This window comes from Streptomyces sp. ADMS, from assembly GCF_033441795.1.
Lineage (GTDB): Bacteria > Actinomycetota > Actinomycetes > Streptomycetales > Streptomycetaceae > Streptomyces.
Genome location: NZ_JAVFVX010000001.1, coordinates 116180 through 137376 on the forward strand (window position 1 = coordinate 116180; position 21197 = coordinate 137376).

The following is a 21197-nucleotide window of genomic DNA, read 5'->3' on the forward strand; positions in this document are numbered from 1 at the left end:
GTGGCCCTGGCGGTGGCCCTGGAACCGGCCCTGGCGGTGGCCCTGGCGGTGGCCCCGGAACCGGCCCCGGCGGTGGCCCTGGAACCGGTTCGGCCCGGAGGTTTCCGACGGGGGCGAACTACGCGGAGGCGTTGCAGCACCCCGAACTCTGCTTCAACGACCCGGACTTGAGACACGGTACGGTCCAGCAGAGCCCGGTACTGGGCCCGAAGGCGATCTCCGGGAACTTCGCCAGCGTCTTCTCCATAACGGCGCGGAACGGGCAACGGTACGCGCTGAAGTGCTTCACCCGGGACAGCGCGACGCTCGGCAAGCGCTACTCCGCCATCAGCTCGGCGCTCGGCGGACTCGGCGGCCCCGGTGCGGGCGGTCTGTCCCAGCCGTGGCCCGTGGGGTTCGACTTCCTGGAGCGGGGCGTTCTGGTCGGGCGTGAGTGGTACCCGGCGGTCAAGATGACCTGGGTCCAGGGCACCGGACTCATCGGCTGGATCGAACGCAACCTCCACGACCCGGCCGCCCTGCACACACTCGCCGACCGTTTCCTCGCCATGACCGGCGACCTGGAGAGGAACGGCATCGCCCACGGCGACCTCCAGCACGGCAACCTCCTCGTGGCCACCGACGGAACCTTCCGCCTCGTCGACTACGACGGCATGTACGTCCCCGCGCTGCGCGGCGAGCGGGCGACCGAGAACGGTCACCGCAACTACCAGTCGCCCTCCCGTACGGCCGCCGACTTCGGCCCCGCCATGGACCGCTTCTCCGCCTGGACCATCGAACTGGCCCTGCTCGCTGTCGCCACCGACCCCGGCCTGTGGACCCAACTGCACGACCGACACGGTGAGTTCCTGATTCTGTCCGAGGCGGACTTCAGGGAACCGGCGACCTCCCTGGCCTGGCCGGTCCTGCTGAGCCACCCGGACCATCGGGTACGGGACGTGGCCGGCCGGGTCAGGGGCTTCCTCGGCAGGCCGACGTCGGCCGTACCGCCCCTGACCGCCGACGCCGTACAGCTCCCGGCGCAACGGACGGCAGCGGCAGCTGGTGCGGGTGCCGGTGCCGGTGCCGGTGCGGGTGCGGGCGGTTCCGGGACCGGCCTGGGCGGCAGCCGGCCCACGGTCACGTCCTGGACGCCGGCCGCGTCCGCGACGGGGGCGCCCGCCTCCGGGGTGCCGGCCTGGATGGTGGGGCGGGTGGCCACCCCGGCCCCCGCTTCCGCCGCCACCCCGACTCCGGCGCAGCAGCCCGCCGCCGGAGTCGCCGGAGGTGCCGGGTTCCGCAAGCGCGGCGCCGGTGACCTGTTCGCGGCCGTCGGGGCGCTGCTCAGCACGTCCACCCCGGGTGCGCTGGTCCTCGCCGCCGCACAGCCCGCGGACGTCCTGCCCGCGGCACAGGGCGTGGCCCTGCTCGCCTCCGCCGCCCTGGTCGGGATCGGACGACGTGGGAGGCCCGAGCACCGGGCGGCCCGGAAGCGGGTGCGCGACCTGAAACGGCGCGCCCACGAACTGGCCGACCCGGCGAGCGTCCATCAGCGCCTGGAGAAGGAGATCCGCGCCCTCGACGACGCCCTCGCCAAGGACAACACAGCCTCCGACCAGCGTATCCAGGCCCTGCAGATCGAGCTGCGCGACGGCCAGGCCCGTATCACCATGGAGCTGAACCGGCGTACGGACCAGGCCCAGCAGCAGTTGGCGGGGCTGGCGGCGAAGGAGCGGCGGCGGATGAACAAGGCGCTGGAGCCCGCGATCCGGGCGCACATCCAGGACAAGCTGCGCCGGACGTCGATCCAGGAGGCGCGGTCGCTCAGCAACATGGGCAACAAGATGGTGCAGGCGCTCCAGGGCGCGGGCATCCGTACCGCGGCCGACTTCATCGGCGTGGACTTCTCGCACAACCCGTCCGTGGTGTTCCTGGTGCGTCCAGGCGGTCAGCGGATACGGGTGCCCGGCATCGGCGAGGCCCGCGCCACCGCCCTCAGCGACTGGCGCCAGGGCCTGGAACACCAGGCCAGGGCCTCCGCGCCCACTACGGTGTCGGCGGCGGCCAAGGCCCAGATCAAGGCCGACATCGCCGCTCTCCGGCGGTCCCACAAGGCGGAGATCAAGCAGGCGGAGGCCGAGGCCCTGCAGAAGAAGGGCGCGTTGCAGCAACGGATCACCGACGAACGCGGGCGTCTCACCGGCCAGCGCCAGCAGCGGGCGATGGACACGCAGCGCAGGAGGGCGGAACTCCTGCAACGACAGAAGCAGTTGGCGGGGGCGGGAGTGGAACGGGCGAGGGTGGTCGCGGAACTGGCGGTGGCCCGGAAGGAGACGCGGGGGGCGTTGGGGGCGGGAAGGTATGTGCGGTTCCTGTTGACCGGTGGGTGAGCCGGGCGGGTTCCCGCCGAACACCGGACGGGCTGGAACGCCCCGGCCTGGGCTGAACAGAAGCAGCAAACGGGGGGCGGGTGGGAAACACGACCCGGGCTGCGCCGACGGGCCCCTTGCCTGACGCCTCACCAGCGACAACCATGGCCTCCGCCAGGAGAGTTGACGCATCGTCAGAAACCAAAGGGAAAGGGGCGCGTCCATGGCCTACGGCATGCAACTCCCCATCCAGTCCCAGTCCACCCTCTACGCCGAACCCTGGGAGGCCACAGCCACCCCCGCCGACCTCCTCGACCTCGGCCGCACCGCCGACCGCACCGGCTTCGCCTACCTCGCCGCCTGCGACCACGTCGCCATCCCCCGCCGCCTCGCCCCCGCGATGAGCACCGTCTGGTACGACCCCGTCGCCACCCTCGCTCACCTCGCCGCCGTCACGGAACGCGTCCAACTCCTCAGCCACGTCGCCGTCGTGGGCCTACGTCACCCCCTCCTCACCGCCAAGCAGTACGCCACCCTCGACCACCTCTCCGGCGGCCGGCTGATCCTCGGGGTCGGGGCAGGCCACGTACAGGAGGAGTTCGAGGTGCTGGGGGTCGACTTCGCGCGCCGGGGTGCCGTACTCGACGAGACGATCGACGCGCTGCGTGCCGCGCTCGGTGCGGACGAGTTCCCGGAGCACCACGGCAAGTTGTACGACTTCGAGGGGCTCGGCCAGCGTCCACGGCCGGCGCAGGAGCGCGTGCCCCTCTGGGTCGGCGGGTCGTCCCCGGCGGCCGTACGCCGGGCCGCCCTCAAGGGCGACGGCTGGCTGCCGCAGGGCGACCCGCGTGACCGGCTCCCGGACCAGATCGCCCGGATCCGGCAGATGCGCGAACAGGGCGCTGTCCAGGGCCCGTTCACCATCGGTGCCATCACCGAGCCGCTGTATGTCGGTGAGCCCGGCTGGGATGTCGGGCGGCGGACGATCAGCGGTGCGCCGGAGGCCCTCGCCGAGTCGCTGCGGGCGTACGGCGCGATGGGTGTGGACCAGATCCAGGTGCGTTTCCGGAGCCGGAGTGTCACCGAACTTATCGACCAGATGGGGGCGTTCGGGGAGCAGGTGGGCCCCCTGCTGGGTGACCTGTCAGACAGCCAGACCGCTTCTCTTTGAATTTTTGAACATGTCCATGCTGGGCCGCGTACGTAAGGACGTACGGACGTCATGGTTCAGGCGGAAGGACATGCACGGTGCGCACTTCCCGGCTCGTCGACCACTCCTCACCCACGTCCTCCCCCAGGCTGTCCGTCGCCCTCGCCTGTGCCGGGGGCGAGTGGCCGCACGAGGGCTGGCCGGAGTCCGGTGACCCGTACGTGGGGCGGGCGTTGCACCTGGCCCCGCCCTACCGCGAGCTGCGCGAGGAGGGGGCCGTCGACGTGGTGGTCCTGCGCTGCGAGGAACCGACGACCGCGTTTCCGGAGCTGCTGGGCGCCATGGGGGCCGTGAGCGTTCCGGTGATCGTCATCAGTCCCCGGCGGGACACGCAGACCGTGGTGGAGGTGTTCCGGGGCGGGGCCGGATACCTGGTCGAGGGCGACTACTGCATCTGCATGCTGTCCTCGGCGGTCATGGCCGCCACGGTCGGGCACACCTACCTCTCGCCGGCCGGGTGCGCCGCCCTGCGGGAGGGGGCCCAGCGGGTGTCCGGGGAGTGGGCGGGGGGTGCCTCCGTCGCCGGGGCGGCGATGGAGCGGCTGCGGAGCCTGCTCTCGCCGCGCGAGCGGCAGATCATGGAGCTGCTGTCGACCGGCCTGGGCGCCCAGGAGATCGGGCTGCGGTTACGGCTGAGCGAGAAGACGGTCCGCAACAACCTCAGCAACATCTACGCCAAGCTGGACGCCCGGGGGAGTACGGACGCGGTGCTGAGGTGGCTGGGGGCGACCCCGGCTGTTCGAATATGAGAACAACCGGTGCCGCCCGTTCCAGCCGAAGCCCGTCTTGGATCTCGCTGCGGCGATCTCGCTGCGGCGATCATTGCTACGGCGCCGGAATCTCCGACAGCGGGATTTCCACGTCCGTGACGTTCTCGCCGCCCTCGCCGAATCCGGGTTCTGTCCTGATGCTGTTCTCCGAGTTCTGGAGTCCGTTGGCCTGAGGCGTTCCGCACTCCACGTTGCGCAGCCAGAGACGGCCGTCGGGGGTGCCGTTCTTCAGGATCTGCGGATAGAAGACGTGCACGCTCGTGCCGCCCTCACTCGGCGAGAAGAACACCTTCTGGCCGTTCTGGCTCTCCTTGTAGGTGGCCCTGAGGAATCCGCTCACGTCGGTTCGCTTCTCCGACCACATGAAGAATCCGATGTGGTTGGGTTTCACGGTGTCGGTCCGGGAGAAGTCGAATCCCGTTCCCGTGTCGTCACGCTTGAGGTCGATCTCCGTCGTGTTGAACTTGGCACCGATCTCGAAGAACGAGTTTCCCAGCTTGGAGTCGGCGGACGCGGTGAAACCGTCTTCCAGTGTGATGGACCTCGTCACCGATGCGGACACGCTGAAGCTCTTCGTGAGGGCACTTGTGGCACCGCAGTTGTCGGAAGGGGTGGAAACGCGTTTGTTGGGACCCAGATTGTCCCTCTTGAACTGGACGTCGACGAATTCACAGTTGTCCAGCGTGGCGGCGTTCTGCGCGCAGTCCCTGGTCACTTCGGAGGGGGGGCGGCACCCGCCTGGTTCATCAGCGGAACGGCCACCGCGAGAGCCACCACCGGGGCCATGGCGATGACGATGCGCTTCTTCTTGCTCCGGTGATGTCCCTTGCGGCTGGTGCGGGTCATGGTGCGTCTCCTTGCGGGGGAAGGGGGAGTTGAGGGTGTTTGGCCAGGTGGGTGGGGGATAGGTGGGGGGAATCAGGGGACGTGGGAAGGCGTCGTCAGCAGTCCGTCAGGACGGGCTTGGCCACCCCGTCCGCGATACCGGCGGCGCCGGCGGCACCCGGCAGGATGACGGGTCCTTCGACGAGTTCCGACGCGACGAAGTTCTTCTCCGGGGAGGGGTTCACGGCGAAACTTCCGGGATCGGCGTCGATCCGCACCCGCCATTCACCGGTCATGCGCTGCATTTTCGGCGTGAACTCCATGTGCAGGACCTTGCCGACCGGCACCTCCCTGGTCTCCGTGTCACCGGCGGTCACCGATTCGACGGTCATGTCGGTCGTCCCCCTGTGCTTGAGCCAGGCCCCGCTCAGAAACCCGAAGAGCCCGCCGCCGGCGCCCTGTTGGGTCGCGGTGTACTTGCCCTCGCCCTGGGCCACGGTGGCTTTCCAGGTGATCGACACCTTCGCCGGTTCGGTGGCGTTCGGCTCGCAGTTCGGGAAGTCGATCGAGGCCTTCTCCGTGGGGCCGTCGAACGACTGGAAGTTCGTCTCGACGTAGTCGCAGTTGTCGGCCTGGAAACCGTCCGCGAAGGCGCCTCCGAAATCGCTCACCGACCTCTGTTCTCCGTTGAGTACGGCGGACCTCTCGCACATCGTGATGATCTGTTCCGGCGTCTTCTCCTCGGCCGCGTTCGCCGACGGAAGGAGGGTGATGATCACGCCGCCGGTCGCGAGTGCGGATCCGACCGCCACGAGCCGGACCTTCCTGTTCTTCAGTCGCCTCTTGGCCATGCCGCTCCGTCCCTGGGATCTCTTGGTGACCGCTTTACTCGTTCGTGGAGAATTATTGGCGTCACCTGTGAGTCCGCGGCAGGGTCAAATATCCCTACTCCAGGGTCAGTTGAGGTGTGCTTTCGCACACATCGAACAGGGCGCCGACCATCTCTGACGCATCGTCAGATCCGGCGGTACGATGCTGGCCTCCACCGATGCGAAGGGGTTCCGCATGGGCAAGCTCGACGGACGGGTCGTACTCATCACCGGCGCGGCGCGCGGCCAGGGGGAGCAGGAGGCCCGGCTCTTCACGGCGGAGGGCGCGCGGGTGGTCGTGGCGGATGTGCTCGACGACCAGGGGGAGGCTCTCGCCAAGGAGTTGGGCGCGCTGTACGTCCATCTCGACGTACGCGAGGAGGAGGGCTGGCAGGCGGCTGTCGCCGCGGCCGGGAAGGCGTACGGCCGGATCGACGGGCTGGTCAACAACGCCGGCATCCTCCGCTTCAACACCCTCCTCGACACACCCCTCGACGAGTTCATGCAGGTCGTGCAGGTCAACCAGGTCGGCTGCTTCCTCGGCGTCAAGACGGTCGCCCCGCACATCGCCGACGCCGGCGGCGGGACGATCGTCAACACCGCCTCGTACACCGGGATAACCGGGATGGCGGCGGTCGGGGCGTACGCGGCGAGCAAGCACGCCGTTGTCGGGCTCACCCGGGTCGCCGCGCTGGAGCTCGCGCGCCGAAAGATCCGGGTCAACGCCGTGTGCCCGGGGGCGATCGACACCGCGATGTCCAACCCGGCCGTACTGGACCCGGACGCGGACGCCGAAAGTGCCTCGCGGGGCCTGGAGAGGATGTACCGCAAGCTCGTGCCGCTGGGGCGGATCGGGCGGCCGGACGAGGTGGCGCGGCTCGCGCTGTTCCTCACCTCGGAGGACTCCTCGTACATCACCGGGCAGCCGTTCGTGATCGACGGGGGCTGGCTCGCCGGCGTCGCCGTCGTCTGACCGGTGCGGTGCGGTGCGACCCGCGCTCCGGTACCTGACTGACCGTCAGCTATTGACGACCCCAGGGGGTGGTGGAACAGTCGACTCAATAAATCTGACGCTACGTCAGAAACGTCGGGAACGGTTACTGGGGACGGTGAACCTCCTTGGAATTCGGGCTCTTTGTACAGGGATACGTGGGCAAGCGGGCCGAGACCGATCCGCTCGCGGAGCACAAGGCGCTGATGGAGGAGACCGAGTACGTCATTCAGGCGGACAAGTCGAACTTCAAGTACGCCTGGGTGTCCGAGCACCACTTCCTGGAGGAGTACTCGCACATCTCGGCCAGTGACGTCTACCTCGGCTACCTCGCCCACGCCACCGAGCGCATCCACCTCGGCTCCGGCATCTTCAACCCGCTCGCCCCGGTCAACCACCCGGTGAAGGTGGCCGAGAAGGTCGCCATGCTCGACCATCTCACCGGCAACCGCTTCGAGTTCGGCAGCGGCCGCGGCGCCGGTTCCCACGAGATCCTCGGCTTCATGCCCGGCATCACCGACATGAACCACACGAAGGAGCTGTGGGAGGAGACGATCGCCGAGTTCCCCAAGATGTGGACGCAGGACGAGTACGTCGGCTTCCAGGGCAAACACTGGTCGCTGCCGCCGCGGAAGGTCCTTCCCAAGCCGTACGGGCCCTCGCACCCGGCGATGTGGTACGCGGCGGGCTCGCCGCCCTCGTACGGCATGGCCGCCCGCAAGGGGCTCGGGGTGCTCGGCTTCAGCGTGCAGAGGGTCTCCGACATGGAGTGGGTGCTGGAGCAGTACAAGACGGCGATCGTGGACGCCGAGCCGGTCGGTGACTACGTCAACGACAACGTGATGGTGACGTCGACGGCGATCTGCGCGCCGACCCACGCGGAGGCGGTGCGGATCGCGGCGGGCGGTGGGCTGCACTATCTGCAGTCGCTGCTCTTCCGGTACCACGACACGTTTCCGCGTCCCGAGGGGTTCCCGGTGTGGCCGGAGACGTTGCCCGAGTTCAACGAGGAGATCATCGAACTGCTCATCGCCGAGGAGCTGTTGATCTGCGGGGACCCGGACGAGGTACTGACGCAGTGCAAGCGGTGGGAGCAGGCGGGGGCGGATCAGCTGAGCTTCGGGGTGCCCATCGGGATCTCGAAGGAGGACACCCTCCAGACGATCAGGCTGGTTGGTGAGCACGTCATCCCGAAGATCGACACCGATCCTGTGCATCGGACTTCGCGGTTCCGGGGGGCGGCTTGAGGTTCATCGGCGGGTGCGGGGCCGTTGTGGTTGTTCGCGCAGTTCCCCGCGCCCCTGTCGGGGGCGCGTCTCTGCGGGCGTCAGAAAAGGAGTGCCGCCTTGCTTGACCATCTGATCAAGGGTGCTTCCGTCGTCGACGGGACCGGTGCGCCCGCGTACGTCGCGGATGTGGGGATCCGGGACGGTCGCATCGCGGCCATCGGGCCCCGGATCACCGAGGACGCGCGGACGACCGAGGACGCGTCCGGGCTGGTCCTGGCGCCCGGGTTCGTCGATCCGCACACCCACTACGACGCCCAGCTCTTCTGGGACCCGTATGCCACCCCCTCCCTCAACCACGGCGTCACGACGGTCGCCGCCGGCAACTGCGGGTTCACCCTCGCCCCCCTGAACCCGGAGCGGCCGGACGACGCCGACTACACGCGCCGGATGATGTCCAAGGTCGAGGGGATGTCCCTGGTCGCGCTGGAGGAGGGGGCGCCCTGGAGCTGGAACAGCTTCGGTGAGTACCTGGACGCGCTGGAGGGGCGGATCGCCGTCAACGCCGGTTTCATGGTGGGTCATTGCGCGCTACGGCGGTACGTCATGGGGCCGGACGCGGTGGGCGGTCAGCCGACCGAGGCCCAACTCGCGGACATGTTGCGGCTGTTCCACGAAGCGATGGAGGCCGGCGCCTGGGGGTTCTCCACCACACAGTCGTCCTCGCACTCCGACGGGGACGGCAATCCGGTGGCGTCCCGGCACGCGCTGCCCGCCGAACTGATCGCCCTTTCCCAGGCGGTCGGAGAGCACGAGGGCACCCAGATCGAGGCGATCGTCGCGGGCTGCCTCGACCAGTTCAGCGATGCCGAGATCGATCTGTTCGTCGAGATGAGCGCTGTGGCCGGGCGCCCGCTGAACTGGAACGTGCTCACGATCGACGCGTCGGTGCCGGCCCGCGTACCCCGCCAGCTGGAGGCAAGTGAGCGTGCCCGCAAGGCGGGTGGCCGGGTCGTGGCCCTCACCATGCCCATCCTCACGCCGATGAACATGTCCCTCGGCACCTTCTGCGCGCTGAACCTGATCCCCGGGTGGGGACCGGTGCTCGGCCTGCCGATCGCCGAGCGGATCACCCGGCTCGGCGACCCGGCGGTACGGGCGGAGTTGGTCCGCCGGGGGCAGAGCGAGGAGGCGGGCGTCTTCCGGCGGCTGACGGACTTCGGCCGGTACGTCATCGGGGACACCTACAGCGCGGCGAACGAGGGCCTGACCGGCAGGGTGGTGCAGGACATCGCCGCCGAACGCGGCCAGGACCCCTTCAGCTGCCTCGTCGAGATCTGTGTGGCCGACGAACTGCGTACGGTCCTGTGGCCCATGCCCACTGACAACGACCCGGCGTCCTGGGAACTGCGCGCCGAGACCTGGCGGCACGAGGACGTGCTGCTCGGCGGCTCCGACGCCGGTGCGCACCTGGACCGGATGTGCGGGGCCCCGTACACGACCCGTTTCCTCGGCGACTGTCTGCGGGGGCGGAAGCTGGTGCCGCTGGAGCGGGCGGTGCAGATGCTGACCGACGACCCCGCCCGGCTGTTCGGGCTGCGGGAGAGGGGCCGCGTCCAGGAGGGCTTCCACGCGGACCTCATCCTCTTCGACCCGGAGCGGATCGACGCCGGCAAGGCCACTCTGGTGCACGACCTGCCGGGTGACAGTCCGCGTCTCGACTCGAAGGCGATCGGGGTGAGAGCCGTGTGGGTCAACGGAGTCGAGGCGATCAGGGACGACACGGTGACGGGCGCGGTGCCGGGCAAGGTGCTCCGCTCAGGCCGTGACACGGCGACGGTGAGTACCAAGTGACGGACGGGCAGCGGCTGTTCGTCGGCGGTTCGTGGGTGGAGCCGGCCGACGGACACTATGAGGTGATCGACCCGGCGACGGAGGAGACCGTGGGGTGGGCGCCGGAGGCCTCGCGGGATCAGGCGTACGCCGCCGGCGCGGCGGCCCGCGAGGCCTTCGGACCGTGGTCCCGGCTGCCCGCGGAGGAGCGTGCCGCTGTCCTGGCCCGCGCCGCGGACATCATCCAGAGCCGCCTGGTGCCGTACGCCGCGCTCGCCCAGGCGGAGACCGGCGCGACGACGGGGACGGCGCGCGGGATGCAGGTGGGTGTGGGCGCGGCCCGTTTCCGCCGGTACGCGAAGGTGGAGCCGGCCGAGTGGGCGATCCCGCCGCAGGTCAACGACGGGGGCCCGTTCGGGAAGGCCGCGGTGATGGGCGCGCTGGCGATACGCCAGCCGGTGGGCGTGGTCGCCTGCATCACCTCGTACAACAACCCCTGGGCCAACCCGGCCGGCAAGATCGCTCCCGCCCTGGCGATGGGCAACACGGTGGTCGTGAAGCCCGCTCCGCAGGACCCGCTGTCGGTGTACCGGATGGCGGAGGCGCTGGAGGCGGCGGGCGCGCCGGCGGGTGTCGTCAACGTGGTCAGCGGGACCCGCGCCGAGGTGGGGGAGGCGGTGGTCGACTCCCCGGACGTCGACATGGTCAGCTTCACCGGGTCGACCGCGGTCGGACAGCGGATCGCCGAGGTGTGCGGCCGTGGCATGAAACGCCAGTTGATGGAGCTGGGCGGGAAGGGCGCGGCACTCGTCTTCGACGACGCGGACATCCGCTCGGCGGTCGCGGGCATCGGGACGACGTTCTCGTTCTACAGCGGCCAGATCTGCACGGCGCCGACGCGCGTACTGGCCCAGCGGGGCGTGTACGGGCGGGTCGTGGAGCAACTCTCCGCGTACGCGGCTCACTTGAAGGTGGGTGACCCGCGCGCGGAGGGCACGGTGGTCGGGCCGGTGATCTCGGGGGAGCACCGGGACCGGATCGAGGCGTACGTCGAACTCGGCCGGAAGGAGGGCGCGGTGGTGGTCGCGGGAGGCGAACGACCTGCGTACGACCGGGGGTTCTACGTCGCCCCGACTCTCCTCGCGGACTGCACGAACGACATGCGGGTGGCCCGGGAGGAGATCTTCGGGCCGGTGGTGACCGTCATCCCCTTCGACGACGAGGAGGAGGGCGTCGCGCTGGCGAACGACAGCGAGTACGGGCTCATCGACTACGTCTGGTCGGGGGACGTGGCGCGTGCGTTCCGGGTCGCGCGGCGGCTGCGGGCGGGCGGCGTGGGCGTGAACACCGTGGGGCGGAACATGGAGGCGCCGTTCGGGGGGTTCAAACGGAGCGGGGTGGGGCGGGACGTGGGGTCGTACGCGCTGCACGCGTACGGGGAGGTGCAGGCGGTGGTCTGGGCGGGCTAAGAACTGAGCGGAGCGTCTGGTGGAGGCAACCAGAGGTCGAGGACGGCGCACAGCCCGATCTCGACGGCTTCCACCAACTGCTCGTCCACCTGCCCCAGTTCCTCACACTCGCCGTCATGCCGACCGGGGCCGCCCGCCGAAACGACCGACGGCTACCAGCCGATGTAGAAGCGAACGGCCGTACCGTCGGTGTCCGTATGGATCCGGACCAGGTCCGCCACGGCGTGCACCAGGAGCAGGCCGCGACCCCCTCGCTGGTCCCGGGTGGCCGGGCGGCGGCCGGCGAGCGGGTCGTCCAGTCGCCCCTGGTCGCGGACCTCGCACACCAGCTGCGAGTCCTCGGCCCAGATCCGCAGGCTGCCCGAGCCGCCGCCGTGCACCACGCTGTTGGTGGTCAGCTCGGCCACCGCCAGGGCGAGATCGTCCAGGCGTACGCCGGACAGACCCAGCTGCGCGGCCCGCGTGACGGCGAAGTGCCTGACGACGGGCAGTTCGTCGATGCCGAATCGCTGGGGCTCGGCCGCCGCGGGAGCCCCGGCGAACGGCCGGTTGTACCGGGCGACGACCTGCTCGGGCGCGTAGGACGGACTGGGTCGCCGACCGCCGCCGGAGACGATCACCGGGTGGGTGGCGTACGCGTCGGTGAGCACCTCCTCGTCGAGGCGGTCGGCGTCGTACGGGCACAGGATGGTCACGTCCCGGCCCTGGAAGGCCGGGTTGATCAGCGCCTCGTGCTGCACACACGCCGGGTACTCGATGCTGCTGCGGCCGGGCCAGATCGGCTCCCCGATGATCCGCACATGTGTCTGAGGGTGGGCGTCGGCGAAGGCGCGCAGCACCCTTGGGATGATCCGGCCCGGGTTGCGGCCCGCCTCGGTCATGTCGAGGAAGCGCACGGACGCCGCATCGACGTCGAGGGTCTCCCTGAGCAGGTCCAGGTTCGGGCCGGGCACGGCGACCGCCACCGGATGTCCGGCCGTCAGACCCTCGCGGATGAAGGACACCGTGCCGTCCAGATACTCCTCCTCGCCCCGGTAGAACAGGGCAGGATGCACAAACGGCTGGGTGGTCGACTCAGCGGTCTGTGTGGCAGTCATCGCGCCACCACCTCGATCACGGACAGATCCGGCCAGAACATTTCCAGCAGGCATCGCAGGGCGGACGGCGGCCGTTCGACCACGATGCGCCGCCCGGCCGGAAGACGCTGAGCGGCCACCGCCAGGGCCGAGGCGCCGGCGACGTCGACGAAGGTCACTGCGGACATCTCCAGATGGCACACCAGCTCGTTGCGCCGGGTCAGCTGCTCCAGTGTCTGCTCCCAAGCCGGGCATGTGGCTGACGTGATCTCGCCGACCGCCCGCCACCCGGCCCGGTCCGGCAGCGGGCGCAGCCGCAACACGTTCCCTGAGGGGACCGGCAGTGACGCCCGGGCATTCCCCTGTCGCGAACTGTCCACGCCCCCACCCCGGTACGCCAGTCGAACCTCCCTTGTCCCGCTGCCGCGCCCACGGGCGGAGGAAGACGCTGATGCGCACCTCCAGTGTGACGCTGTCAGCCCGTCTGCCCCGCGGGGCCGCATGTATGCCCAGGGGGTGCCCTGGCCTCGGCACTCACGGTGCACAACCGACCTGTTCAACACCTCCACGCCTGATCCGGAATATGCCGGGCCGGACGGGGAAGACGCGAGACCGCGACGGCCGCTGGCCGCTGCGGGGGAGTCGCGCGGACCCCGAGGGTGCGTCTGGACCGGAAAACCGAGGTGAGTACATGTCTGCAGCCACCGCTCGTCCGTCGTGGGCGTCGGCCGCCAACGGGCCACTGACCATCCGCACCGAGATGCGGAGCACCACTGCGGTCCTGGCGCCCATCGGGGCGATCGTCCATGGCTGCACAACGGTGCTCGACCCTGTCCTGGGCAAGCTGCCCGGTGACACGGACGGACTGGTCCTGGACATGGCGGAAGTCACCTTCATCGACACCGCCGGACTGCAGTTCCTGGAACGCCTGGAGGACTACTGCGGCCTCGCCCCCATCAACCTGTGGACCGTCAACTGGAACGGTCAGCCCCGCCGCATCCTGGAGATCACCGGCCTGGCGGCTGCCACCGTCGAATCCGGCCCGACGGGCTCTCCCTCCGGCTGGCTGCCCCCGGACGCCTGCCGGTTGGTCTCCGTACTCCGCTCCGACCAGGGACTTTCCGCGGTGGCGATGGAACGCGCGGAACAGGTGGAGAGACTCCAGGAGGAGGTTCACCAGTTACAGCAGGCCATCGAATCCCGCCCGGTCATCGACCAGGCCCGCGGAATCCTCATGGCCGTGGACGGGTGCACCGCCGAACAGGCCTGGGAGGCCCTGCGCGACGCCTCCCAGCACGCGAACACCAAACTGCGCCACGTCGCCGAAGCCATAGTCGCCGTGAGCACCGGCGGCCCCCCTCCCCCGGAGCCCCTGCGCACAGCGCTGCGGGAAGCGGTACGCAGGCAGCACCGGCGCGCGCCGTGAGGCCGTGACGGCGGACGTTCACCGCTTGAGCATGCGGACGAAGGCGGCGAAGGCGTCGCGGCCGACCGAGAGGACGGATGAGGGGGCGGGGGTTGCGGAATCGGCTAGGAGGATCGTTTCCGCGTTGACGGATATGTGAACGCAGGCGTCGCCTTCCTGGCAGTGGGACGACTTCCTCCAGGTGTGCTGGGACACGAGGGCTCCTCTACAGGTCCTGGGCGATGGCAAGGATGAGGTCTCGGGACTTCTCCGGGGTGAGGGCTGTGGCCTCGACGGTGTCCAGGAGGAGTCGGTACTTCTCCAGGTGGGCCTCGGCGTCCAGGAGGACGGGGCCGTGGAACTGGTCCAGTTGGGCGGTGTCCAGTTGGGGGACGTGCCCGTGCAGGTAGTTGATGGACTGACCCGATCCAGGGAAGGCGCCTACGTCGAAGGGGAGTACGCGGACGGTGATGTGGGCCTGCTCGCTCATGTCGATCAGATGCCGGAGCTGGGTGCGGGCCACGTCCCGGCCGCCCACGCGCATACGGAGGGCCGCTTCGTGGACGACGGTCCGGTACGGGGTCGGGTTGGCCCCGTACAGCACGCCCTGCCGTTTCACCCGGTGGGAGACGCGGTGCTCCACCTCGGGCGGGGTGGGTGCCGGGATCACGTGGCGGAAGATCTCGCGTGCATGGTCGGCGGTCTGAAGCAGGCCTGGCATGTGCGAGGTGTAGGCGGTGCGTACGGCGGTGGCGTGGTGCTCCAGTTCGGCGAGGTCGAGGAGCCCGGACGGCAGCACCTCGCGGTACGACTCCCACCAGCCGAACGTCTTGTCGGTCGCCACGGCGACCAGGCACTCGACGAACACCTGGTCGGGGCATGAGTAGATGCCGGCCAGCGCCCTGACGCGTTCGGGGCTCACCCCGAACCGGGCCGACTCCACGTTGCTGAGCTGTCCCTGGCTGGTGCCGAGCGCCCGTGCGGCCTCGGTTGCCGTCATGCCCGCGCGCTCGCGCATCTTGCGCAGCTCCACGGCGAGCCGGAGGCGGCGGGCCGTCAGGCGGGGTCTTGCGGACACGTGAACTCCTCCTGGACGCATGTTCCGTCGACGGGTCACTCACACGAGGGAATCGCGACCGGAAGTATCTCAATCGTAGGCAAATGACATTTGCCAACCCCTATCTTCGTTCTCAGGCGCCCTCGCCCAGAAGTACCCCGCTCGACGGAGCGGCCACGGTCACTGGGCAACGCGAAGCAACGTACCGACACCACCCAACTCCCCTCCGTGATCGGAGACTTCCGATGGCCACCGTATCGCCGTCCTGGGCCTACGCCCTCCAGCTTCCGCACGATCCCCGCGCACCGGGGATCGCCCGTGCCACCCTGCGCACCGTTCTGGCCGCCCATGACCTCGCCCACCTCACCCCCACGGCCGAACTCCTCGCCTCCGAGTTGCTCACCAACGCCCACCTCCACACCAGGGGCCCCTACATGCTCCGTCTCCTTTCCACCGACCCCGACCGGCTCCGCGTCGCGGTCTGGGACACCGACCCCCGGGTCCCGCCGGGCTTCTCGGCGCCGGAGAAGGGCGCCCCCGTCGCCGTACCCCCGGACGACGCCGAAGGCGGGCGTGGGCTGCATCTCGTACGGGCGTGTGCCGACTCGTGGGGTGTGGCTGTGCTGCGGGAGTTGGGGGCGTCGAAGGGCGGGAAGATGCTGTGGGCCGAGTGCGGGCGGACGGAGGCGCCGCGGCGACTGTCCTGACGCCCCCTGCTCGGGGCTGGGGGTGTCGGTGGAGCCGGGCGGGCCGGGTGTTCAGGTGCGGGTGACGGTGCCGCAGTCCGGGCTGTCCTCGGTGGTGAGGTCGCGGCTTCGGTCGTAGGGGTCGGCGGAGGATCCGGCAGGTCCGGTCGGCGGAGGCGCGGTGGACAGGTCGGAGTCGAACTGCGGGTGCAGGTAACCGTCGTGCACGTCGCAGTCGTCGTTGGCTCGGTCCACGTTGTAGAGGGTGATCCACAGTTTGCCCTCGGTGGCCTGGGCGCGGGCGGGGTCGTAGGACTCGAACTCCATGATGCGGCGGACGATGGTGCGGGCCACCTCCGTCGATCCGTCGGCGGCCTTCACCAGGGGGTAGACGAAGGTGTAGTCGGCCCGTATCTTCACCGAGCCGTGCGCCCCTTGCGTGAAGGTCATCCGGCCGCGGGTCTTGACCACGTCACCGACCGGCCTCAACTCGTCCGGGTCGAACCGGCTGAACAGCCACTCCGGTTGACTCTTCTCGCCCGGCTTCTTCAGCCAGGTCTCGGCCTTCGCCGCGAACTCGTCGTAGGCGGTGTCGAGTTGGGCCAGCGCGGTCTCGGGGCGCCGGCCGCGCAGCGTGGCCGGGTCGAGGTTGGCGTCGACCAGGAAGTCCCGGGCCGCCTCCAGCGCCGTGGCGACCTGCTGCCGCGTCATGCGGCCGACCGGCTTGGCCTCGGGCAGGACGATGCCCTCCGCGCCGTCGGCGTACCGCACGGCGGGCGAGCCGCGGAACGGCTCCTTCAGCGTCGGGGCGTCGGGGAACGTTTCCTGGACCGGGGCTGCGGTGGGCGCGGCTGTCTCGGCCGGCAGCGGCTCGGTGTCCGCGGCCGCCGGACCGCCGACTCCCTCCGGGAGCCGTGACGTCACCAGCGACGGCTTCACCGCGACCACGGCCGCCCCTACCGCGAGCAGCACGCCCAGCGCCGCACGCACCTGACGCCCCCGCCGCTTCCGCCCGTTCATCTCCTGCCAGGCCGGCCCGGTACGCCACCCCTCCGGCTGCCACGGCTCGTCAGACGCGGCCTTCTTGCCCTTCCTCCTCAACAGCTTGCCCGACCGCCCTTGGGCGCGGGCGGCCTCCTCGTCCTGCCGCCGGAGCCGCTCGGTCACCATCCGCTGCCGCGCGGACGGCTCCTTCGGCGCACTGCCGCCATCGCCGGAGGACTCTGCCTCACGGGCAAGGCGCTCCAACTCCTCGTCGGATATGGACGACTGCTCACCCGAGGCGGGGGGTTCGGTACTCATCGTGCGTCGTGCTCTCTTCCTGAAAACGGTGAGTCAGTTAAGTTGCGAGTCATGCCGTATCACGAGCGCCGAGCCTGGCATTAACCCATCCCAGGCTTCAGAGGAACTCTCACAGTCAAGTTTTCCGCCATGGCCGTCGTCACATTCCGCGAGGTGGGCCGTACCGCGTCTCCGGTCGCTCGTCCGGGGTCATGGGCAGGTCCCGGAGTGCCACGGGGCCCGGGTAGAAGGCGGAGCCGCCCGGGCCCGTCACTTCCTCGCCGACGAGCCAGAGGTAGAGCCACTCCGCGAACGAGAACGAATATTCGAAGAACTCGCCTTCATTTTCAACGAAAAGAACCCCGCTTCCGTTTCCTCCCCGGGGCGCGTAAAAGATCGTATCCCCGCGGTCGGTACTGGCGAGTGGAATCAACCCGTCCGGACTTCCAAAGATCAACTCTGAAACACCGAGAGAAATACGCGGATCCCCTTCAACGTCCACCTCGTCCCAGTCGATCTGTGACCAGGAATCGGCCGTACTCCGAATCGACTCGTACAGGTTCCACCGTTCGGTGGCCGGCTGGCTCAGGTACAGATGACCGTTGATTTGGACAGGGGCATAAGCGTCGATGATCTCCTTGTAGTCCGCCGGGAGACTCAGCCCCAACTCGCCCTCCAGTCTGCGCCACGCCTCGCCATCCCGATACCGCCACAACGGCTCGCCGAGCATGTCCAGCACGCGCCCAAGATAGTTCTCCGTCATCCCCGTCACCTCCTTGGGCAATTCGCGCTGCCTCGGGTGGTACCGCCCGAGGGCAACTGGGTGATCACGCAGTGCTTCATCGTGCCACCTTCCAAGGTTCCGTAGTTGTATTCAATTTCCGTGGGGATTCCACTGCCGCTGTTTCCGTAGTGCGGAATCACGGATATAGTCAGGCGTTTACCTGATTTGATGGCCTTTCTGATATCCGACTCGACGCCATAGCTGATGTATGAATGGTTGGTCTTCTCGTATTCAGCAACAGGTTCCGCAGGTCGATTCCGGAACCACTTGCTGCGGCGGGGATCAGATGGCCATTGGCGGCTCTGTGGCGCTGGTCCTCGATCTCCCTCATCCCCGGAGGCTGTGTAGAGGCGTTGGTATTCGTTCCCGGTGCCTTGCGGCCCTTGTTGTAGTCGCTCTTGTCGAGCAGACCGTACACGCCTGTCGCACGGCATTCGTAACGGTCCTCGAAGGTGTCGAAGTACCGCTCACGAGGCAGATACACGGCGTGCCCCGTCGGGCTGACACCAGGGCCGGCGTCGCACTTCCCGTCATCGCGGGTACGGCCGTCGTTCTTTCCGCCCGGGTTGTCGACCGGTGCGGGCAGAGTCTCCAGGAAGCCGTCCGGGGTGTAGGTGTCGTTGCCCGTGATCATGTCGATCAGGTCCTGGGCGTTGAAGACGGCCTTTACCGCGGCGAGGATCTCTTCCGGGGTGGGCTTCCACGGGTCCCAGTCCTGCTTCGGGGAGCGGGTGATCTTTGTGCCGGGGCCCTTGGGGTTCTGGACGATCACCGGCTTGGGAGGTGCGACGACGCACCAGTACCGGCATCCGCCGCCTCCCCCGCCGCCGCCGCCTCCGCCACCGGTGGGCGTCGCCGTTCCCGTGCCGGGGCCGGCCGGAGAGTTCGGTCCGGTGGGGACCAGCGATGACTTGCCCCCGGGTTGGCCGGCACGGCCACGCCCCTGGTCGTCGCCGGTCGGCTCCTTGGGCTGGGTGGGCGCGTACGCCGGGGTGTTCCACCCGACCACATTGAGGAAGATCTCGGCCGCGAGACCCGCACTGCGGAATCCCCACCTGCTCAGTCGCCAGAGAGTGCTCCAGCTGCCGCCGATGCCGTATCTGCGGCCCGAGACAGTGGACTGACGCTGTGCCTCCCGCTCGTGGGTGCGCCAGTCGGTGTCGATGTGGCCGCTCGGGTCGATGCGGTTCAGGGAGCTGGCACTGCCGTAGGTGTACCGGTTGCCCTGGACCGACGGCATCGGGTCGAGCTGCCAGGTGTCGCGGGAGGCGAAGGCGCCGGTGCCGGGCTGGTACCAGCGGGCGGCCATGTTGACGTCGCCGCTGTCCGGGTCGGTCCAGCCGGACTGGTAGCCCACTGCGGGTGTGCTGCCGTTGGTGGCTGTCTTCGTGCCGAAGGGGTCGTAGGCGGTCGAGCCGGTCACGGCGGTGCTGTCCCAGGTCAGGCCGGCGACCAGGTCGGTGTGCCCATCGGTGACGGCCCGCTGGGCGGTGGTGCCGTCACTGGTGGCGAGCAGGGCGCCGCCGGGGGTGTGGGTGTAGGTGGTGGTTCCGTCGGAGACGAGGGTGTTGGAGCCGCCGTCGTAGGTGAAGGCGGTGCCGTTCGCGGTCGCGACGCGGTCGAGGGAGTCGTAGGTGTAGCTCGACGTCCCGTCACTCGCCTTGCGTTCGAAGGCGTCGAAGGTGAGCGTGCGTGTGGCGGCTCCCGTCCCGACCGAGGCGAGCGTGCCCCGTGCGCTGTAGGTGTAGGTCGAGGCACCGTCGTTCAGCAGGCGGTTGCGTTCGTCGTACGTGGCCGTGGCCGGTCCGGACTTGACCCGGTTGCCGGCCGCGTCCCACTCGTAGGTGGTGGTTGTCGTGCCTTCCGTCCACGACGTCAGACGGCCTGCCCGGTCGTAACCGTCTGAGTGGCGGTGTGGTCGAGGTCGCTTGCGGGGTGGCTCGGCTTCCTCGTCCGGGCTTAGGTCCCCAGATCCACCCGCACCGTCAGCAGATTCGTCCCCATGGCCCGCACCGCCGCACTGTTGCCCCGCGGCAGCGTCCGCAGCCGGGCGATCGGGTCGTCGTCCGGCAGGAGATGCGCCGTGCCCGGGTGCCACCGACCTCCGGTGCGCACCCGCACCCGCTGATCGGCCTTGATGTTCCGTACGTACTGCGACTTCTCGCCGAACTCCGAGACCAGCCAGAACGTGTCGCCGATGCGGCGGCCGCCGACCGGGGTGACGCGAGGGAGGCCCGAGGTGCGGCCCGTGGTCTCCAGGAGGGTCTGGAAGGGGAGGCGGCGCATGACCGGGTTGCCCATCCGGCGCTGGAAGGTGGTGGCGGCCCTGAATCTGAACTCTGTGAAGCGGGGCATCTTGGGCTTGTGCCTCCTGCGTTCGTTTCGCTGCTGTTGTGTGTTCTTGAATGGTGGCCCAGAGGGACAACAACTGGGCCCGACGGGTGGACGAAATGGGTGGGCGGTGGCGAGTATGCGCGTGGTGACCTGGAACCTGTGGTGGCGGTTCGGGCCCTGGGAAGCGCGGCAGAAGTCGATCCTCTCCGTGCTGCGGGATCTGCGGCCGGACGTGGTCGGGCTCCAGGAGGTCTGGGAGTGCGACGGGGAGAACATGGCCGCCTGGCTCGCCGACGCACTCGGGCTGCACTGGACCTGGGCTCCGTCCGAGGCCCCCGAGCGCTGGCAGCGGCGAATCGGGGGCGAGAAGGTCAACGTCGGCAACGCGGTGCTGAGCCGCTGGCCCGTCGTCGAGAGCGAGGCGATGCGGTTGCCGGCCCCGAACGACCTGGACGACGGACGTCTCGCCCTGTACGCCCGGCTCGCGGCCCCCGGCCACCACGTGCCCTTCTTCACCACCCACCTCACCTCCGCGAGCCACGCCTCGACGGTCCGCTGCCAACAGGTCACCGCCCTAGCGGAGTTCGTGGCGAAACGCCGGGACGGCACCGCTTTCCCGCCCGTCATCACCGGGGACTTCAACGCCTGGCCCGACTCCGACGAGATCCGTTTGATGGGTGGTTACAAGACGGCGCCGCCCGTTCCCGGCCAAGTCTTTCTGGATGCCTGGGAGTTGGCCGATCCGGCAGCTCCGGCCGCGACTTGGGACGCTGCCAATCCCTACGTCGCCGCCAGCTTCGGCCCCAGCGTGCGGATCGACTACGTCTTTGTCGGGCCGTCGGGGCGGGGCGGCCTCGGGCATGTGCGCAAGGTGGAACGGGCGGGGCACGGGGCTGTGGAGGGTATCTGGCCGTCCGATCACGCGGCGGTGGTGGCGGATCTGGCGTCCGCCTGAGCCGACTCCGGCCCACCGCCCTGTCGAGCCGCCGCCACACCCGGCACCCGGGCAACACCGGCCGCGCCTCCCCACCAC

Annotated in this window: 19 protein-coding genes and 1 pseudogene; 10 read left to right on the top strand and 10 right to left on the bottom strand. The window is 69.4% G+C overall.

What is annotated here, in order from left to right:
- Positions 1 to 131 precede the first annotated feature (131 nt).
- The 3 genes from RB628_RS00560 to RB628_RS00570 all read left to right on the top strand — a co-directional run bounded on the left by RB628_RS00560 (position 132) and on the right by RB628_RS00570 (position 4307).
- Entirely contained in the window at positions 132 to 2369 is a 2238-nt protein-coding gene (locus RB628_RS00560) for a hypothetical protein (protein ID WP_318318207.1), read from the top strand.
- A 202-nt stretch (positions 2370 to 2571) separates the two neighbouring features.
- A complete protein-coding gene (locus RB628_RS00565) occupies positions 2572 to 3519 on the top strand; it encodes an LLM class F420-dependent oxidoreductase (RefSeq protein WP_318318208.1) in 948 nt (315 codons plus the stop codon).
- A gap of 77 nt (positions 3520 to 3596) precedes the next feature.
- Positions 3597 to 4307, top strand: coding sequence for a response regulator transcription factor (locus tag RB628_RS00570; protein WP_318318209.1), 711 nt, complete (start codon positions 3597 to 3599; stop codon positions 4305 to 4307).
- Positions 4308 to 4383: 76 nt separating this feature from the next.
- Here the strand turns inward: RB628_RS00570 and RB628_RS00575 are convergent.
- Positions 4384 to 5174 (bottom strand): annotated as a pseudogene (locus tag RB628_RS00575) (hypothetical protein).
- A 95-nt stretch (positions 5175 to 5269) separates the two neighbouring features.
- Positions 5270 to 6004, bottom strand: coding sequence for a hypothetical protein (locus RB628_RS00580; protein ID WP_318318210.1), 735 nt, complete (start codon positions 6002 to 6004; stop codon positions 5270 to 5272).
- 214 nt (positions 6005 to 6218) lie between these two features.
- Between RB628_RS00580 and RB628_RS00585 the strand changes: the two genes are divergently transcribed.
- The 4 genes from RB628_RS00585 to RB628_RS00600 all read left to right on the top strand — a co-directional run bounded on the left by RB628_RS00585 (position 6219) and on the right by RB628_RS00600 (position 11541).
- Positions 6219 to 6995, top strand: coding sequence for a glucose 1-dehydrogenase (locus tag RB628_RS00585; protein WP_318318211.1), 777 nt, complete (start codon positions 6219 to 6221; stop codon positions 6993 to 6995).
- Positions 6996 to 7141: 146 nt separating this feature from the next.
- Positions 7142 to 8260: an LLM class flavin-dependent oxidoreductase gene (locus RB628_RS00590; RefSeq protein WP_318318212.1), complete on the top strand. Its 1119-nt coding sequence runs from the start codon at positions 7142 to 7144 to the stop codon at positions 8258 to 8260.
- Between the two features lie 99 nt (positions 8261 to 8359).
- Positions 8360 to 10093 carry a D-aminoacylase gene (locus RB628_RS00595; RefSeq protein WP_318318213.1) on the top strand — a complete coding sequence of 578 codons (1734 nt, stop codon included), beginning with the start codon at positions 8360 to 8362 and terminating at the stop codon, positions 10091 to 10093.
- A complete protein-coding gene (locus RB628_RS00600) occupies positions 10090 to 11541 on the top strand; it encodes an aldehyde dehydrogenase family protein (RefSeq protein WP_318318214.1) in 1452 nt (483 codons plus the stop codon). Before RB628_RS00595 ends, RB628_RS00600 begins: the two co-directional genes overlap by 4 nt.
- A gap of 152 nt (positions 11542 to 11693) precedes the next feature.
- Here the strand turns inward: RB628_RS00600 and RB628_RS00605 are convergent, their stop codons facing one another.
- Positions 11694 to 12638 carry a sensor histidine kinase gene (locus RB628_RS00605; protein ID WP_318318215.1) on the bottom strand — a complete coding sequence of 315 codons (945 nt, stop codon included), beginning with the start codon at positions 12636 to 12638 and terminating at the stop codon, positions 11694 to 11696.
- Complete coding sequence (locus tag RB628_RS00610) at positions 12635 to 12997, bottom strand: STAS domain-containing protein (protein WP_318318216.1); 363 nt, start codon at positions 12995 to 12997, stop codon at positions 12635 to 12637. Before RB628_RS00610 ends, RB628_RS00605 begins: the two co-directional genes overlap by 4 nt.
- Before the next feature lie 311 nt (positions 12998 to 13308).
- Here RB628_RS00610 and RB628_RS00615 point away from each other — a divergent pair, with 311 nt between their 5' ends.
- Positions 13309 to 14043 (top strand): ANTAR domain-containing protein, encoded by a 735-nt coding sequence (locus RB628_RS00615; RefSeq protein ID WP_318318217.1) that lies wholly within the window; start codon positions 13309 to 13311, stop codon positions 14041 to 14043.
- Between the two features lie 18 nt (positions 14044 to 14061).
- On the opposite strand, the gene RB628_RS00620 is transcribed toward RB628_RS00615, so the two are convergent.
- Positions 14062 to 14238, bottom strand: coding sequence for a DUF397 domain-containing protein (locus tag RB628_RS00620; protein WP_318318218.1), 177 nt, complete (start codon positions 14236 to 14238; stop codon positions 14062 to 14064).
- Between the two features lie 10 nt (positions 14239 to 14248).
- The gene (locus RB628_RS00625; RefSeq protein WP_412180572.1) at positions 14249 to 15121 is read right to left on the bottom strand and encodes a helix-turn-helix domain-containing protein; all 873 of its coding nucleotides are present in this window, start codon (positions 15119 to 15121) and stop codon (positions 14249 to 14251) included.
- Between the two features lie 203 nt (positions 15122 to 15324).
- Here RB628_RS00625 and RB628_RS00630 point away from each other — a divergent pair, with 203 nt between their 5' ends.
- Positions 15325 to 15786, top strand: coding sequence for an ATP-binding protein (locus RB628_RS00630; protein WP_318318220.1), 462 nt, complete (start codon positions 15325 to 15327; stop codon positions 15784 to 15786).
- A 51-nt stretch (positions 15787 to 15837) separates the two neighbouring features.
- Here RB628_RS00630 and RB628_RS00635 read toward each other — a convergent pair whose 3' ends face one another.
- The 4 genes from RB628_RS00635 to RB628_RS00650 form a co-directional block, all read right to left on the bottom strand.
- Positions 15838 to 17067 (bottom strand): hypothetical protein, encoded by a 1230-nt coding sequence (locus RB628_RS00635; RefSeq protein ID WP_318318221.1) that lies wholly within the window; start codon positions 17065 to 17067, stop codon positions 15838 to 15840.
- A gap of 139 nt (positions 17068 to 17206) precedes the next feature.
- Entirely contained in the window at positions 17207 to 17809 is a 603-nt protein-coding gene (locus RB628_RS00640) for an SMI1/KNR4 family protein (protein ID WP_318318222.1), read from the bottom strand.
- Positions 17810 to 17978: 169 nt separating this feature from the next.
- The gene (locus tag RB628_RS00645; RefSeq protein ID WP_412180573.1) at positions 17979 to 19253 is read right to left on the bottom strand and encodes an RHS repeat-associated core domain-containing protein; all 1275 of its coding nucleotides are present in this window, start codon (positions 19251 to 19253) and stop codon (positions 17979 to 17981) included.
- Between the two features lie 536 nt (positions 19254 to 19789).
- Complete coding sequence (locus RB628_RS00650) at positions 19790 to 20185, bottom strand: nitroreductase/quinone reductase family protein (protein ID WP_318318223.1); 396 nt, start codon at positions 20183 to 20185, stop codon at positions 19790 to 19792.
- 115 nt (positions 20186 to 20300) lie between these two features.
- Here RB628_RS00650 and RB628_RS00655 point away from each other — a divergent pair, with 115 nt between their 5' ends.
- Positions 20301 to 21119 carry an endonuclease/exonuclease/phosphatase family protein gene (locus RB628_RS00655; protein ID WP_318318281.1) on the top strand — a complete coding sequence of 273 codons (819 nt, stop codon included), beginning with the start codon at positions 20301 to 20303 and terminating at the stop codon, positions 21117 to 21119.
- Positions 21120 to 21197: the final 78 nt, after the last annotated feature.